The 14,958-nt window shown below is 42.7% G+C and carries 15 protein-coding genes; 12 read left to right on the top strand and 3 right to left on the bottom strand.

Annotated elements, in window-relative coordinates; all coding sequences use genetic code 11:
* Window positions 1-2: 2 nt before the first annotated feature.
* Window positions 3-311 carry a metalloregulator ArsR/SmtB family transcription factor gene (locus FTU82_RS11740; RefSeq protein WP_005247061.1) on the bottom strand — a complete coding sequence of 103 codons (309 nt, stop codon included), beginning with the start codon at window positions 309-311 and terminating at the stop codon, window positions 3-5.
* 120 nt (window positions 312-431) lie between these two features.
* Here FTU82_RS11740 and FTU82_RS11745 point away from each other — a divergent pair, with 120 nt between their 5' ends.
* From FTU82_RS11745 to pnuC, 11 genes are all read left to right on the top strand, one after another.
* A complete protein-coding gene (locus tag FTU82_RS11745) occupies window positions 432-848 on the top strand; it encodes a YeeE/YedE family protein (RefSeq protein ID WP_016659403.1) in 417 nt (138 codons plus the stop codon).
* Between the two features lies 1 nt (window position 849).
* Entirely contained in the window at window positions 850-1,266 is a 417-nt protein-coding gene (locus FTU82_RS11750; RefSeq protein ID WP_053579073.1) for a DUF6691 family protein, read from the top strand.
* A 2-nt stretch (window positions 1,267-1,268) separates the two neighbouring features.
* On the top strand, window positions 1,269-2,141 hold the full coding sequence (locus tag FTU82_RS11755) for an MBL fold metallo-hydrolase (RefSeq protein ID WP_053579072.1): 873 nt from the start codon (window positions 1,269-1,271) through the stop codon (window positions 2,139-2,141).
* A 68-nt stretch (window positions 2,142-2,209) separates the two neighbouring features.
* Window positions 2,210-2,992 carry a sulfite exporter TauE/SafE family protein gene (locus FTU82_RS11760; RefSeq protein ID WP_074382697.1) on the top strand — a complete coding sequence of 261 codons (783 nt, stop codon included), beginning with the start codon at window positions 2,210-2,212 and terminating at the stop codon, window positions 2,990-2,992.
* Between the two features lie 99 nt (window positions 2,993-3,091).
* On the top strand, window positions 3,092-3,487 hold the full coding sequence (locus FTU82_RS11765; protein ID WP_035337430.1) for a rhodanese-like domain-containing protein: 396 nt from the start codon (window positions 3,092-3,094) through the stop codon (window positions 3,485-3,487).
* Between the two features lie 49 nt (window positions 3,488-3,536).
* The gene (locus tag FTU82_RS11770; RefSeq protein ID WP_005093752.1) at window positions 3,537-3,872 is read left to right on the top strand and encodes a carboxymuconolactone decarboxylase family protein; all 336 of its coding nucleotides are present in this window, start codon (window positions 3,537-3,539) and stop codon (window positions 3,870-3,872) included.
* A 28-nt stretch (window positions 3,873-3,900) separates the two neighbouring features.
* Window positions 3,901-4,521: a class I SAM-dependent methyltransferase gene (locus tag FTU82_RS11775; protein ID WP_005093755.1), complete on the top strand. Its 621-nt coding sequence runs from the start codon at window positions 3,901-3,903 to the stop codon at window positions 4,519-4,521.
* Window positions 4,522-4,728: 207 nt separating this feature from the next.
* The gene (locus FTU82_RS11780) at window positions 4,729-5,418 is read left to right on the top strand and encodes a GntR family transcriptional regulator (protein ID WP_005093757.1); all 690 of its coding nucleotides are present in this window, start codon (window positions 4,729-4,731) and stop codon (window positions 5,416-5,418) included.
* A 259-nt stretch (window positions 5,419-5,677) separates the two neighbouring features.
* Entirely contained in the window at window positions 5,678-6,883 is a 1,206-nt protein-coding gene (locus FTU82_RS11785; protein WP_159138857.1) for a phosphotransferase enzyme family protein, read from the top strand.
* 40 nt (window positions 6,884-6,923) lie between these two features.
* On the top strand, window positions 6,924-9,119 hold the full coding sequence (locus FTU82_RS11790; RefSeq protein ID WP_180001647.1) for a TonB-dependent siderophore receptor: 2,196 nt from the start codon (window positions 6,924-6,926) through the stop codon (window positions 9,117-9,119).
* Window positions 9,120-9,147: 28 nt separating this feature from the next.
* Window positions 9,148-9,717: a nicotinamide riboside transporter PnuC gene (gene pnuC, locus FTU82_RS11795; protein ID WP_103800505.1), complete on the top strand. Its 570-nt coding sequence runs from the start codon at window positions 9,148-9,150 to the stop codon at window positions 9,715-9,717.
* 177 nt (window positions 9,718-9,894) lie between these two features.
* Here the strand turns inward: pnuC and FTU82_RS11800 are convergent, their stop codons facing one another.
* The gene (locus tag FTU82_RS11800) at window positions 9,895-11,406 is read right to left on the bottom strand and encodes an aldehyde dehydrogenase family protein (RefSeq protein WP_103800506.1); all 1,512 of its coding nucleotides are present in this window, start codon (window positions 11,404-11,406) and stop codon (window positions 9,895-9,897) included.
* A 201-nt stretch (window positions 11,407-11,607) separates the two neighbouring features.
* Here FTU82_RS11800 and FTU82_RS11805 point away from each other — a divergent pair, with 201 nt between their 5' ends.
* Window positions 11,608-12,789 (top strand): hypothetical protein, encoded by a 1,182-nt coding sequence (locus FTU82_RS11805; protein WP_004647792.1) that lies wholly within the window; start codon window positions 11,608-11,610, stop codon window positions 12,787-12,789.
* A gap of 505 nt (window positions 12,790-13,294) precedes the next feature.
* On the opposite strand, the gene FTU82_RS11810 is transcribed toward FTU82_RS11805, so the two are convergent.
* On the bottom strand, window positions 13,295-14,467 hold the full coding sequence (locus FTU82_RS11810; protein WP_004733137.1) for an iron-containing alcohol dehydrogenase: 1,173 nt from the start codon (window positions 14,465-14,467) through the stop codon (window positions 13,295-13,297).
* Window positions 14,468-14,958: the final 491 nt, after the last annotated feature.

The following is a 14,958-nucleotide window of genomic DNA, read 5'->3' on the forward strand; positions in this document are numbered from 1 at the left end:
GGCTAGGCGCAATACAGCTCGTACAGCTTTTGCATCAGGCTCAAGACCTTGGGATCACTCAGACGATAGAAAATCTGCTTGCCCTCACGTCGGGTGCCAACCATGTTGGCCTTACGCAATACAGTCAGCTGTTGTGAAAGTGTAGGTTGATGAATGTCAGTAGATTCTTCAATTTCCTGAACATTCATTTCCCCATCGACCAGGACACATAAGATTTTCAGACGATCAGGATTGGCCAAAACTTTTAGGCATTGGCTGACGAAATCGACTTGAGAAAAATCAATTTTGGCATTTTCAGCAATCATATCCATAAATGTCCTCACAACTTTTGATGTAGCCCGTGCAGTTTACATAATTTACCATAAAACTGCTTGATTAATATTTTTTATTATATAATATAAAAAAGTATATTGTATAGGGATTAATTCATCATGCATGACTTCCTCATCGCATTTATTGGCGGCTTAATGCTCGGGCTTTCCGTAGTTGGTTATCTTTACGTCAATGGCCGTATTGCAGGAATCAGTGGTTTGATTGGGCAAGTATTAAACTCAAAAACCATGTTTAAAACGCCTGCAATCTGGTTTTTATTAGGCTTGATCCTCACACCGTTTATTTATGGTCTGTTTGTACAACCTGAAATCGAATTGAATGCCAGCCCACTGATGATGATTGTGGCAGGTCTGCTAGTGGGCTTTGGGACACGCTTAGGTTCGGGCTGTACCAGTGGTCACGGAATTTGTGGCATCAGTCGCCTGTCTAAGCGTTCTATCATCGCGACCATGACTTTCATGTTTGCAGGTTTTGTCGCTGTTTATATTATCCGTCATATCACAGGAGCATTCTAAAATGAAAAATGTGTTTGCCTTTTTATTTGGTGCGCTGTTCTCTGTGGGATTGATGGTATCAGGCATGTCCAATCCGGAAAAAGTACTCGATTTCCTGGATCTGTTTGGCGATTGGGATGCCAGTCTGGCCTTTGTCATGATGGGCGCGATTGCGGTGGCCTTTATTCCCTTCCAGAAAGCATTACGTACGGCGCAACCGAAAACAGTATTTAATGACCCTATTGATTTACCTAAAAATAATCAGATAGATAAAAAACTGATCACAGGTGCGGTTTTATTTGGTGCAGGTTGGGGCATTGCCGGCATCTGTCCGGCGCCAAGTTTCACCTTGATCGGTTTGGGCCACTATCAAGTGCTCTATTTTATTGTAGCAATGCTGGTGGGTGTATGGATTCACCGTAAATGGTCAGGAGCTTAACGATGTCAAACTTACCTATAGTAAAAGATTTTTTTCACGAAGATACCAATACCTTCAGTTATGTTGTACGTGATCCTGCAACCAAAGCCTGCGCCATTATTGATAGCGTTCTGGATTACGATCCGGCATCAGCAAGTACCTCAACTATTCATGCCGATAAAATTATTGCCTATATTAAAGAGCAGGGTTTAACGGTCGAGTGGATTCTGGAAACCCATGTCCATGCTGATCATCTGACTGCAGCGCAATACCTCAAAGCTGAGTTAGGTGGCAAGATTGCCATGAGCCAGAAAATTGGTATTGTTCAGCAAACTTTTGGCGCGATTTATCATCTGGATATTAAACAATGGAATGCCCAGCAGCTCTTTGATTATTTATTTGAAGATCATGAGTCGTTCCAAATCGGAACATTGAAAGCCTATAACATTCCAACACCGGGACATACGCCTGCTTGCCTGAGTTATGTGATTGGTGATGCGGTTTTTGTGGGTGATACCCTGTTTATGCCAGATTATGGTACAGCACGTTGTGACTTTCCGCGTGGCAGTGCAGAACAGCTTTATGATTCGGTACAAAGCCTGTTTCAGTTGCCAGAAGATACCCGGGTCTTTTTATGTCATGACTATTTGCCTGAAACACGTGAATCCTATGTGTGTGAATCTGATATACAGACACAAAAGACACAGAATATTCATATTCATCAGGGAATCAGTAAAGCTGAATTTGCTCAGATGCGCAACCAGCGGGATTCAGGACTGAGTATGCCTAAACTGATTCTACCGGCGATTCAGATCAATATGAAAGCAGGGCAGTTTCCTGAGCCAGAGCAAAATGGTGTTTCTTACCTCAAGCTTCCTCTTAACTACTTCAAATAAGCTTGTGTCGTGATTCAACAAAAAGTTCAACCTTTATTGAATCATTTTTGTGGATAAGGGAGAGGGCGATGTGGGCATTAATACTGGAAGGATTGGCGATTGGTGGCTTGCTGGGTCTAACCGGTGCTGGTGGCGGCATTCTGGCTGTACCGGCACTGATGGCGAGTCAGGGTTGGACGGTAGCTCAGGCTGCGCCGGTGGGCTTGCTGGCAGTCACGCTGTCGGCCTTGGTTGGAACGTTCGAAGGTTTATTCAAGCGTATTGTACGTTATCGCGCTGCGCTCTGGATCGCGCTGATCAGTATTCCTTCAGCCCGTTATGGCGTGCATCTGGCTGATATCGTTTCTCCAGTCTGGCTGACGCTGGCTTTCAGTCTGGTCATGCTGATTGTTGCTTACCGGATCTTCTTTAATAAAGTCCATGATCATGGTAATGCACCGTGCAAGGTCAATCAAACGACCGGTCGTCTGATCTGGAATGTGAAAACGGCCTCCTTTCTGGCTGGTATTGGTGTAGTGGCAGGTTTATTAACGGGTCTGCTTGGCGTTGGGGGTGGTTTTGTTATTGTTCCAGCCCTGCGTAAATTCACCGATCTCGATATGCGCAGCATCGTGGCGACCTCTCTCATGATTATTTTCCTGATTGGTGGGGTCAGCATTTCTGCACACGTACTGGAGGGCTTTCAATATCCTGTTTCGGTCACACTGGCCTTTGTCCTGGCCTGTATTGTCGGGATGTTCATTGGACGCAGTCTGATGCATCGGATTGACAGTAACAAGGTACAGAAAATATTTGCCACAACCGTGGTTGGGGTAGCTATGTATTTAATCTATTCAGCGCTCATGGGCTAAAACAGACGATTAAGTACCTAAACTAAAGCGCTTTAATCTCCCTGAGCATCGTTTATGCAATGTGAATATCGTTTTAATGGCCGAGGAAGAATGAAAATGATGAAAACTGCAGAGCAATTGATCCGGAATGCAAAAAGCCGGATTCAGGAAGTCAGCGTAAATGAATTGTTTGAGGCGATGCAAAACCATAAAACCATACTGATTGATGTTCGGGAACCAGATGAATTCCAAGCAGCAGCGATAGACCGGGCGGTGAATTATCCACGTGGTATTTTGGAAATGCGAATTCACCAGCATCCCTTAGCCAGTCATCATTGTGATACCCAGCAGGCACTGGAACATCTTAAAGATCAGCCGATTTATTTGATTTGTGGTACGGGTGGACGTTCAGCACTGGCAACCGATACCTTACAGAATATGGGTTTTACCCAGGTCAAGTCGGTTCAGGGTGGTTACCAGGCCTGGCTGGAACAGGGCTATCCGGTAGAAAAATAAGCTATTGAATATATAAATGAATGCTGATTTCTTTATTTGAGGTGAAGCAATGAAATACAAAGAATTAACCCAGAACATTTCGGGCAGTTTAAGAACTTTAAGTCAGGATTCGCCTGATTTAATGAAAAGTTTTAACCAATTGTCACAGACTGCTATGCGTGATGGCGTGATTGATCCGAAAACCAAGGAGTTAATTGCCTTGGCGATTGGTGTGGCGGCACGTTGTGATGGTTGTATCGGTTTTCATGTTCGAACCTTAGTCAAAATGGGCATGACCCTACGGGAACTGGAAGAAGTTTTAGGCGTTGCCGTCTATATGGGTGGAGGACCTTCATTGATGTATGCCGCAAATGCCCTAGAGGCATTTAAAGAGTTTTCCAGCTGATTGAATCGTTTAGTAAATGGAGGCTGAAATGAGTCAGCACTGGAATGAATTGTATGCCCGGACGCAAGATCTGTATGGCACAGCAGCAAATCTTTTCATTCAGCAAATTTCGGACAAAATCCGAATAGAGGGTAAAACACTGGCAATTGCTGAAGGTGAAGGACGGAATATCTTATACCTGGCTGAGCGGGCAAGACAGCAGGGTTACCCTTTTTCAGCGGAAGTCTGGGATTATTCTGATGTTGCTTTGACGCATCTGTCCAGCAAGGCTGAAGCCCAAGGGATAAAAGTTGAACTTAAACATGTTGATTTAACAGTAGCTCAATGGCCATCGGAGTTTTATCAAAATGTGATCTGTGTATTTGGTCATTTCGATATAGAAACACAAAAACAGGTTTTAGAAGGCATAAGAAAATCCTTGCTCAACGGTGGATGGTTTATTGGTGAGCTATATTCAAAGGAACAGATCGACTATAAAACCGGTGGTCCTTCAAATGTCGAATATTTATACGATCCTCGTTGCATTCTAGAAGTCTTCGGACAGGACCACATCCATCACTTTTATGTCGGGGAGCAAGAAAGGCAGGAGGGAAAATTACATTGTGGTAAATGCCATGTTATTCAATTTGCGATACAAGTGAGGAAGTAGAGCATAAGTGAATTTAATACATTTTGCTGACGATAAGGTCCTGCATTCTCATCATCAATATTTTTAGGGGGGATTACCATTACCGTAAAAATTCTCATTAAGACTAGGGAATGTATCTTTTTACTGATCTGTACCTTTTTTAATTTTCCTCTGTTCTTTAATTTAGTACCATCAATATAACTTACGCTGACGAGCTGGATTCACTGAATGAAGTATATGGAAATCAGAGATTTGATTGAGGCTGAATTGAAAAAATACAGTTCTAATCAAATGATTCCATCGGAACGTTACTTGGCATTAAAGTTTAACTGTTCAAGGGAAACAGTGCGTAAGGCTTATGAACAGCTTCGTGCCGAAGATAAAATTTACAAACGGCAAAATCTCGGCTGGTTTGTGAGTAATAAAAAAATTCAATACTATCCAAACTCAATTGAAAATTTTCGTTCTTATATGAAGGCACAGGGTTTTAATGCCAGAACAGAACTGATCTCGACCAGACAGCTGGAGCGATTTGATCACAGTGATGTTTTTAGTGAAGCAACGAGAAGACTCGGCTTTATTGAAATTATCCGTTTACGTTATGCTGATGATGTCCCGGTACTCCTTGAATACAATTATCTGCCTGTTGCGCTATTTCCAGATGTGCTGAATTATGACGTGATTACTTCGGTCCAAGATGTCATTAAAAATCACTTTGATTATGATTATACGAGTAGTCAGTTAAAAATTAAAAATACCGGTGTCTCTCATTTTGAGAGCCAATATTTAGGAATTCCTATAAGCCAAACAGCAACTTACATTGAACGTATTTCAAAATCAAACGATCTGGTGATTGAATATGACATCGAAATCTGGTCTCAGGACAAAATTGAAATGACCCTAGATATTCACGCATAAGCTTATATTTATCTCCAATCCATTCAAATCCTAAAAACTTCTGTGTTTTTAGGATTTTTTTTTTTAAATAATTTTAATTATTAAGCATTCTATTTTTATATTTAAAAGGCTAAACTTGCCTCCAATTTAATACTGGTATGTACCACTTAATTTTGGGACAAACCTTAAATATTAAATGTATTTGAAAATACTGTGTAGATGTTTGCTTAAATGATGACTCTCCATTACCACATGATGATCTGGCTCAGGAATATTGATAATGACCACAATGACTGATGATTTAGGTCATGGTATGGGCAATGCCTGGGAACATAAAGACTGGGCACATATTTCTGATCCAGAATTACAAAGCCTGCAGCAGCAGTATTCCTGTTTACAAGGTCATATTCAGATTTTGTGGTGTAGTCCACGGCCATTTTCATCTGCAGTATTGGTTAAAGTAGAGCAGGATCTTGTGAGCAGGGATGAAATAGTCGCGCATCAGTATTTGATTAAGCGCAGCCATTGTTCCTTTCGTCGTGCCCGCGATATTTTACAGGAGCATGCCGTTCTTCAGCATTTAGCTAGCAAAGAAATTCCTGTTGCAGCATTGATTAGCTCAAATCAAGGTCTGACCGCTTTAGAGCTAGGTGACTGGACCTATGAAGTCTATGCAAAAGCAGCCGGCTTAGATCTGTATGCAGATCAGCAATCCTGGAAACCTTTTTTCTATGCTGAACATGCTGCGAAAGCGGGGCAATTACTGGCAAGCTTACATATGGCCATGCAGGATTTTCCTGAGCGGCAAGGCCGATCAGCATCTTATTTATTGTCCAATCAGCAGCTTTTAAACAGTGAAAATATCGTTACAGCCATTCAACGGCGCATTGTAAACAGTCCAGAATTAAGCCGTTACTGTGCCGACAAAAATTTAGATCCTTACTTTTTAGATCAAATCTTACAGGTTCACCAGCGTATTCAGCCTGTATTGCAACAGGCAAGCAGAATTTGGACCCATAACGATTTACACGCTTCTAATCTATTTTGGTCAGCACCGGATGCCAAAGCGGAGATTACTGCCGTAATTGATTTTGGTTTATCTGACCGAAATTCGGCACTTTATGATCTGGCTGTGACGATTGAACGTAATTTCATTGATTGGTTGGAATTAAAGCAGAACCCACATATTCCGATTGATGAAGCCGGTTTAACCGCTTTTCTCCATGCTTATTTTTCCGAGATACATCCACAAGAAGATTTTAGTATTTTGCCAGAACTGCTGAAAATCGTGCATTTGGATTTCGCTTTTTCAGAGCTTGAGTATTTTGTTGGGATTACTCAAAACCAGCAACATGCAGATGCTGCTTATTACGACTGGATTATCGGTCATGTGGACTGGTTCTTTGGCGAACAAGGTCAACAATTTACCCAGACCTTAACCCGGCTCATTCAAGATGAATTGCAATCTTCTCAATGCTCTCTCTAAACCCAGCATCATCACCCACTTCACAGACATAAGGTTTCGTATGAACACTCGTCAACTCAAACAGAATGTATTAATCCGATCTTTAAATATGATCATTCTGTCGCAGCTGTGTTTAGTCCCGCTGACTTATGCTGAAGACGATGTTCAAAAGCTTGACACGATTGTTATCACAGCCGATCAAAGCATTCCTTACTCGAGTGCTAAAGTGAATGTTGAGGGATTTGCTACGGACAGTCTGCAAAAAATACCTGCATCGGTCTCTATTTTGACTGCTGATCTTATTGCTGAACAACATGCCCGTGTGCTGAGCGATGTTATAAAAAATGATGCAGCCATCGGTGAGGGCTATGCTGCAATTGGCTATTATCCAAACTTTGTCTCGCGTGGCTTTGCACTCGATTTGGCATCTAGCTACCTCATTAATGGCAATGTGATTCGTGGTGAACAAAACGTCGCACTTGAAAATAAAGAACGTGTGGAAATTTTAAAAGGCATGTCCGCGATTCAAAGTGGGATGTCGACCCCGGGTGGGGTTGTGAATTATGTCACCAAGCGACCGAAAGATATTCAGGCACTGACATTCTCGGCCGATCAACACGGCCAGTTTTCAGTGGCAACTGATCTCGGTGGTTTTTGGGGTGATGAGCAACAATTCGGATATCGCATCAATCTGGTGAATGAACAGATGGAGTCTTATGTCGATCATGTCGATGGTGAACGCTATCTAGCGGCATTGGCCTTAGATTGGAAAACATCTGAGCAATCCAAATTAGAATTTGATCTTGAAGCACAGCGTTCCGAACAAAAATCAGTGCCAGGTTATCAATTACTGGATGGTAAAGTCCCAGAAAATGTGAAATGGGACCGATTGCTGGGTTATCAGACTTGGGGCAAACCGGTCACGATCGATAGTCTGAATAGCAGTTTAAAATATAGCTATGCATTGAATGATGACTGGAACTTGGGACTCGTTGCAGCACACAGTAAATCCAGAGTTGATGACTATTCAAGCTTTGCTTATGGTTATTATCGGGAAGGCTGTCTGGAAGAGTATTCTTGTAACACGTTTGGTAAAGCTGGCGAGTATGATATTTATGATTTTCGTAATCCGGATGACACCTTTAAAACCAATCAATTTAAAGTCAAATTGGATGGGGTGATTGATACCAATTGGGTACAACATCACCTTAACTTTGATTTGACTTACACCGATAAATCTAGAAATCGTTACAACGGTATAAACCAGTACATAAATTCAGAAGACTATGTTGGTAATATTTACCAAGATACCTACGACAGGATCCCAGAAGAAGGAAATCTAGGTCCTTATTTTAAAGCTTTAGATAGTGAACAGACTGCTTTTACGGTTTTAGATCGTATTGAGTGGAATGAGAAATGGTCTACTTTGATTGGTGGAAAATGGATCGAGCTTGATGAACAAGCACATGCTTATGATGCAGAGGGTAAGCAGGTAATAAAAGTTCGTGATACGGATTTAGGCAAATTTTTACCACAGTTTGCAGTGAGTTATAGCCCGGTAGAGTCAACAACTCTGTATGCCTCTTATGCCAAAGGTTTGTCAGATGGAAAGACAGCGCCTTGGTTTGCAGAGAATGCTGCTGAAACTCTAGCGCCGATCTATTCAGAGCAATATGAAATTGGCCTAAAACAACAGATCAAGCAGTTTTTATTGACTGCCTCGCTATTTGATTTACACCAAGACAACCAATATAGCAAGCCGATTTCAGGACTTCGCTATTTTGTTGCGGAAGGCGAACAACATAGTCAGGGTCTGGAGCTCGGACTGAATGGTGCATTAACCGATCATCTGGCCTTAACTTCATCTTTAGCCTTGACTAAAGCCCGTTTAGAAAATGTAGAAGCGGTTGAATATGGCAATCATCAGGCGCAAAACGTGCCAAAAGTTCGTTTCGCAACACATCTTCGCTATAACGTACCGAGCATTGCAGGTTTCACTGTTCTGGCAGGTGGTCAATACAGTTCCAGCAAATATGCTAACAAAGAGGGTGCTGCGAAAGTCGCAGGTTATAGTGTGGTTGATTTAGGCGCTGCTTATCAATTTAAGCTAAATACGACCGATGCATTGCTACGCTTGAATATTAATAATCTGTTCAACAAGAAATACTGGCGTGATGCAGGTGAATTTTTGGGTGACGATTATTTATTCTTGGGTTCGCCGCGTACAGCAACCTTGTCATTCAATCTGAACTTCTAAATTGGCTGCTTAATCAGGTTATATTGCTATGGAAAATATAGAAATTGCAGCGTTCATTTTAAATGTTTTAGGTGTCTGGTTGACGTCTAAACAATATAAAGCCTGCTGGGTAGTGAATATTGTCGCTGTATTTCTGTATATCATTATTTTTTATCGTGTCAATTTATTTGCAGACGCAGCATTACAAGCCGTATTTATCTTGATGCAACTCTATGGCTGGTATAGCTGGTCGAAGAAAGATCAAGACCAGGATCTGACTGTACAGATTGGCTATTTGAATAAAAAAATCTGGGTATATAGCCTGATTGTGGGTATTGTCGCTGGTCTGGTGATTGGTGCCTTATTTGCTCATTTCACCGCAGCGTCACTACCTTGGTTGGACTCCATGTTAGCCTCTTTTAGCTTGGTGGCAAGTTATTGGGCGGCAAAAAAATATATTGAAAGCTGGGGCTTGTGGTGTGTTCTAGATGTGATTTATGTCGGTATGTACACCCATAAATCATTGTATTTAACAGCCGTACTCTATTTTCTCTTTATTCTTCTTGCACTGAATGGCTGGAGAATGTGGCGAAATCTTTATAGAGTGAAATTATCTTGAAATGACACTATTGCAAATAGAAATTTGAGGTGATGCTCTTTCCTTTAAAAAAAGTGTTTATAGACTAAAAACTTTATTTGAATTGGCCGCAGCTTGAAGATGTTGCTGATATTTTGTGAAAGCTAGCTACCATACATTCAAAGCGAACCGAAGTTCGCTTTGAATGTATTTCACTTCTTAAAAGAACCCGGCTGGTTTGGTCGAATAGCTCACTAACAGATTTTTGGTTTGTTGATAATGATCCAGCATCATTCTGTGATTCTCACGACCAATGCCGGATTTTTTATAGCCACCGAAAGCCGCATGCGCAGGGTAGATGTGATAACAGTTGGTCCAGACCCGACCGGCCTGAATGGCACGGCCAGCACGGTAGGAAGTATGCGCTGAGCGTGACCAGACCCCGGCACCGAGTCCGTAAATCGTATCGTTGGCGATCTTGATCGCATCATCAAAGTCTTTAAAGGTGGTCACAGCCAATACAGGCCCGAAGATTTCATCCTGGAAGGTCTTCATGTCATTGGTGCCTTTAAAGATAGTCGGCTCAATATAGAAACCTTGACCCACTTCCTGACGTGCTTCACCACCAGTCAGGATCTGTGCGCCTTCTTCACGACCAGTGGCAATACAGCCCAGAATCTTGTCCTGCTGTTCCTGTGAGGCTTGCGCGCCAATCATGGTGTCAGTATCCAGCGGATGCCCGGTTTTAATCCGTTTCACCCGTTCAACGGCACGCGCCAGAAATTCGTCAGCAATACTTTCCTGGATCAGCGCACGCGATGGACAGGTGCAGATTTCACCCTGGTTCAGGGCAAACATGGCAAAACCTTCCAGCGCTTTGTCCAGATAATCGTCTTCCTGATCCATGATGTCGGCAAAGAACAGATTCGGTGATTTACCCCCCAGTTCCAGCGTCACCGGAATAATATTTTCGGTGGCATATTGCATGATCATCTGACCGACGGCGGTGGAACCGGTAAAGGCAATCTTGGCAATGCGTGGGTTGGTGGCTAGCGGGCGACCGACTTCAACCCCATAACCATTGACGATATTCAGGACACCCGGTGGCAAAATATCCTGAATCAGTTCAGCCAGCACCAGAATGCTGACCGGAGTCTGTTCTGCAGGTTTCAACACAATGCAGTTGCCCGCAGCCAGGGCAGGTGCCAGTTTCCAGGCAGCCATCAGAATCGGAAAGTTCCACGGGATAATCTGACCCACGACGCCCAACGGCTCATGAAAATGATAAGCAATCGTATCTTCATCAATTTCGGAAATGCCGCCTTCCTGCGCACGAATACAGCCGGCAAAATAACGGAAATGATCAATCGCCAGCGGAATATCGGCAGCCAGCGTTTCACGGATCGGTTTGCCGTTATCCCAGGTTTCTGCCACTGCCAGCAGTTCCAGATTTTGTTCCAGACGATCGGCAATTTTCAACAGAATATTGGAGCGGGTGGTCGGCGATGCTCTGTTCCATTGTTCTTTGGCTTTGTGCGCTGCATCCAGGGCCAATTCAATGTCTTCTACAGAAGAACGCGGAACCTTGGTAAAGACTTTGCCATCTACCGGAGAGATGTTGTCAAAGTATTCACCTTTGACCGGAGCGACCCATTCGCCGCCAATAAAATTCTCGTATTGTGCTTTAAAATGAACTTTTGAATCAGGTTGATTAGGATCGACGTAACGCATATTTATTTCCTTTGCTTATTTTCGTATGGCAAAACCGCTTCTACAGCTTTGGTATAAGGTACTTCTGCATCTTATTTGATTAATATAACTGGTATAAGGTTGGAAAAAGGTTGGAGCTAGCATGTTCACGATATTTTCATCCATTTTAAAAAAATAACGATTACAGCGGATGTAAATCATGAATTGTTGTGAGAATAAGGAATGATGACAAAACAAGATTTGATGGAAAAAAGGCACAATACTGATCAGCTTCGGCAAAACAGCAGTTTGTCTCCCTTACATGCAGAACAGCTGGGACAGAGTATTGCCAGCTCCTGGCAACGTTCATCCTCGGCTGAAATCCCGAAGAATCGTTTAGCAGCACCGCTGACGGATTTAAAAAAGACCACTTCTTCCTCAACTTTAGCCCAAGCCCTGCAACATTGTGCTCAGGATTTAAAACATATTGCCGAGCAATCTTCTATGGTGCTGGCGGTCGGAGATATCGGCAGCACCATCATTTGGGCAGCTTCTAGCCCACAAATGCAAAGTGCCGCAGAAAGTGTACATTTTATTGAAGGTGGGCAATGGCGCGAAGAGCTAGTCGGAACCAATGCATTGGCATTATCCTTAAAAACTCAACAATCCAGCTGTGTCTTTTCCAGTGAACATTACATGTCCTCCATTCATGATTGGGTTTGTTACGCTGCCCCGATTATTGATCCCTATTCAAAACAGGTCTTAGGTGTCATTGATCTGTCGACTACCTGGCCAAAGCATAACAGTTTAGCACTACTAGCTGCGGAGCGCTGTGCTACGATCATCCAGTCGGCTCTACTAGAATGCCAGAAGCAGCGCCTGTTTATTCGAGCTTTTTCAGTACCTCAAGTGCTGTTTAATGGCAAGATGCTGGTTCTGACTCCTCGACAGATTGAAATTCTGACCATTCTAGCCTTATGTCCGCAGGGTCTGAGTCTAGATACATTGCATCAAGCCTTATATGGCGAGCGCAAGGTCAGTATGGGGACTTTAAAAGCAGAAATGTCACAATTACGCGATTTATTAGGTGGTATGCTGGGTTCCAGACCCTATCGTTTATTGGCGCATGTAGAGGCTGATTTTTTAATGACAGAGCAATCTTTAGATGCTGGGTATATCGATTCAGCCTTGAAATTATGTACCGGCGTATTTCTGGCCAAAACAGAAAGTCCATTTCTATGCGCCTGGAGAGATTGTCTGGAATCACGCCTGAGCGATGCCATTTTCAAGGCTAATGAAACCGATGTCTTGCTGAAACATGTGGCACATTTTCCTGAAGCGATTGATGCTGTAGAACGCCTGATTGAACTGATGCCCAAAAACCATCCCGTTCATCAGACTCTGTTAAAATATAAAAATCTTTAAAGCTGATGTAACTGTCGGTACAAAGCTAAACAGTTAAAATAGGAATATTCTGGAATATTAAGTATTATCCTTGCTTACTGTGAGTTTACTTATTAATTTAGACTGAACCTGATCCTAAAATTTTTATCAGTGGCTACCCAGTTTGCCGTTTGCCTAGATGCTTGATATCAGCTACGCTCACCTTCATGTCATTTGAAGGACGCGCAGTTTATTCCTCAGGGATCAAATATAATCGTAAGATAATACGCTATGAAATTTTATTTGTGGCTAGAACGGGCTAAAAAAATAGTGGCATTTTTCTACCATGGGATTAATGTCGATATTCATAATGAAGGGGACTTCATAAAAAAGAAACACCCCCCGCTTTTATCCTCTTATGAAGGCAAAAGGATCAGCCAGGAACAGGAAAATGCATGTCTGCTCTTGGCACACTTCCTCAGGAAGTGAAACAGGGGCTGTTAAAAATGTAAGTCAGATGCTTGGAGAGAAGACTTACATTGAGGCACTACATCGCCGCTTTAAAAATATCTACCACTTGGGCATGGCTGGCTTTACGTGGATTGGTCAGCATGCAGGCATCTTTTTGTGCATTTTCCGCCATGATGGCCAAGTCAGCTTCTTTTACATTCAATTCCGTCAGCCCAGATGGAATACCAATTGAAGCCGAAAGCTGACGAATGGCGCCAATCGCTTCATAAGCTGCTTCAGTTACGGTTAAGCCTTCTGTATTCACCCCCATCAATTGGGCAATTTTGGCATAACGTTCAGGACAAGCAATCAGGTTAAATTCACAAACATGGGGGAGCAGAATTGCATTACAAACACCATGCGGCAAGTTGTAGAAGCCTCCGAGCTGATGTGCCATCGCATGCACATATCCTAAAGAGGCGTTATTAAAGGCCATTCCGGCAAGATATTGAGCATAGCTCATGGCATCCCGTGCTTCTAGATTATCCCCATTCGCCACTGCGGGACTGAGCCATTCACTGATCATGGTGATCGCCTTTTCTGCACAGGCATCAGTGATGGGATTAGCAGCCGTAGATACATAGGCCTCGACCGCATGTGTCAGAGCATCCATCCCTGTTGCCGCAGTCAGGCCGGCAGGTTTGGCCAACATCAGTTTAGGGTCATCAATCGCAATGAGTGGTGTGCAACGCCAATCTACAATCGCCATTTTCACATGGGTATCGGTATTGGTAATGATACAGAAACGTGTCATCTCCGAAGCCGTCCCTGCCGTGGTATTGATTGCAATCAGTGGTGTCATCGGAACGGTACTTTTATCAATCCCTTCATAATCACGGATATGTCCGCCACCTGCAGTGACCAGACCGATGCCTTTGGCACAGTCATGTGATGAGCCCCCACCTAACGATACAATAAAATCACAGGCATTTTCATTATAAGCTTCAACTCCATGATGCACGTTAATATCAGTTGGATTGGGTTCCGCACCTGGGAAAATATAACTGTCAACACCTGCCTCTTTCAAATAATCTGCAATATCATCTGCAACACCAAATTTAAACAGGCCAGCATCAGTTACAATCAGTGCTTTCTTGGCGCCTAAATTTTGTGCTTTTATCCCGATTTCTTTAGCACAGCCCGGACCAAAAAGTGAAACGCAGGGAATATAAAAACCGTTAGTTTGATCTGCAATATTTTTAAAAGCCATGGGGTGATTCCTTCTACCATTGATTGATTATTTTATCGGTGACCCTCACCGTAATATGAGTATTGGATGAAGCTAAAAAGAATCCTACCTACCAAATACCTACCAATTTAAATTTCTGATTCTAGCCAAAATAATGCATTTGAGGTATTTAAAAGCAGATTGGCAAGGTTTAGCAGATACTGGGTAGATTGGTTTAATAAAGGGCGTGTGAATAGCACACTAGGCTGTTTACTACTTTCTGATTTTAAATAAATACTAAAATGCTTTATTCATTTTTAAGATAAAGATAAAAAGTACGGGGCTTAGAAATACCCATAGAGCCACAAAGCTGATACTGTAGCTAAACTGGGTCCGTAATAAAACTGAACCGTACCGGGTTTGTCGGAGAGTCAATATTCTGAGAGACTATTCCGATGAAAAAACCAAACTATACCCCTGAAATCAGAGAAAGAGCGGTTCAATTACTAATTGAATCTGAAAAAGATTATCCA

The sequence above is a fragment of the Acinetobacter sp. YH12151 genome, assembly GCF_013418355.1.
In the GTDB taxonomy this organism is placed as follows: domain Bacteria; phylum Pseudomonadota; class Gammaproteobacteria; order Pseudomonadales; family Moraxellaceae; genus Acinetobacter; species Acinetobacter pseudolwoffii.

Coding starts and splice junctions, on each gene's coding strand:
- FTU82_RS11740 (WP_005247061.1), bottom strand. CDS start 311: ATGGATATGATTGCTGAAAATGCCAAAATTGATTTTTCTCAAGTCGAT.
- FTU82_RS11745 (WP_016659403.1), top strand. CDS start 432: ATGCATGACTTCCTCATCGCATTTATTGGCGGCTTAATGCTCGGGCTT.
- FTU82_RS11750 (WP_053579073.1), top strand. CDS start 850: ATGAAAAATGTGTTTGCCTTTTTATTTGGTGCGCTGTTCTCTGTGGGA.
- FTU82_RS11755 (WP_053579072.1), top strand. CDS start 1,269: ATGTCAAACTTACCTATAGTAAAAGATTTTTTTCACGAAGATACCAAT.
- FTU82_RS11760 (WP_074382697.1), top strand. CDS start 2,210: ATGTGGGCATTAATACTGGAAGGATTGGCGATTGGTGGCTTGCTGGGT.
- FTU82_RS11765 (WP_035337430.1), top strand. CDS start 3,092: ATGAAAACTGCAGAGCAATTGATCCGGAATGCAAAAAGCCGGATTCAG.
- FTU82_RS11770 (WP_005093752.1), top strand. CDS start 3,537: ATGAAATACAAAGAATTAACCCAGAACATTTCGGGCAGTTTAAGAACT.
- FTU82_RS11775 (WP_005093755.1), top strand. CDS start 3,901: ATGAGTCAGCACTGGAATGAATTGTATGCCCGGACGCAAGATCTGTAT.
- FTU82_RS11780 (WP_005093757.1), top strand. CDS start 4,729: ATGAAGTATATGGAAATCAGAGATTTGATTGAGGCTGAATTGAAAAAA.
- FTU82_RS11785 (WP_159138857.1), top strand. CDS start 5,678: ATGACCACAATGACTGATGATTTAGGTCATGGTATGGGCAATGCCTGG.
- FTU82_RS11790 (WP_180001647.1), top strand. CDS start 6,924: ATGAACACTCGTCAACTCAAACAGAATGTATTAATCCGATCTTTAAAT.
- pnuC (WP_103800505.1), top strand. CDS start 9,148: ATGGAAAATATAGAAATTGCAGCGTTCATTTTAAATGTTTTAGGTGTC.
- FTU82_RS11800 (WP_103800506.1), bottom strand. CDS start 11,406: ATGCGTTACGTCGATCCTAATCAACCTGATTCAAAAGTTCATTTTAAA.
- FTU82_RS11805 (WP_004647792.1), top strand. CDS start 11,608: ATGATGACAAAACAAGATTTGATGGAAAAAAGGCACAATACTGATCAG.
- FTU82_RS11810 (WP_004733137.1), bottom strand. CDS start 14,467: ATGGCTTTTAAAAATATTGCAGATCAAACTAACGGTTTTTATATTCCC.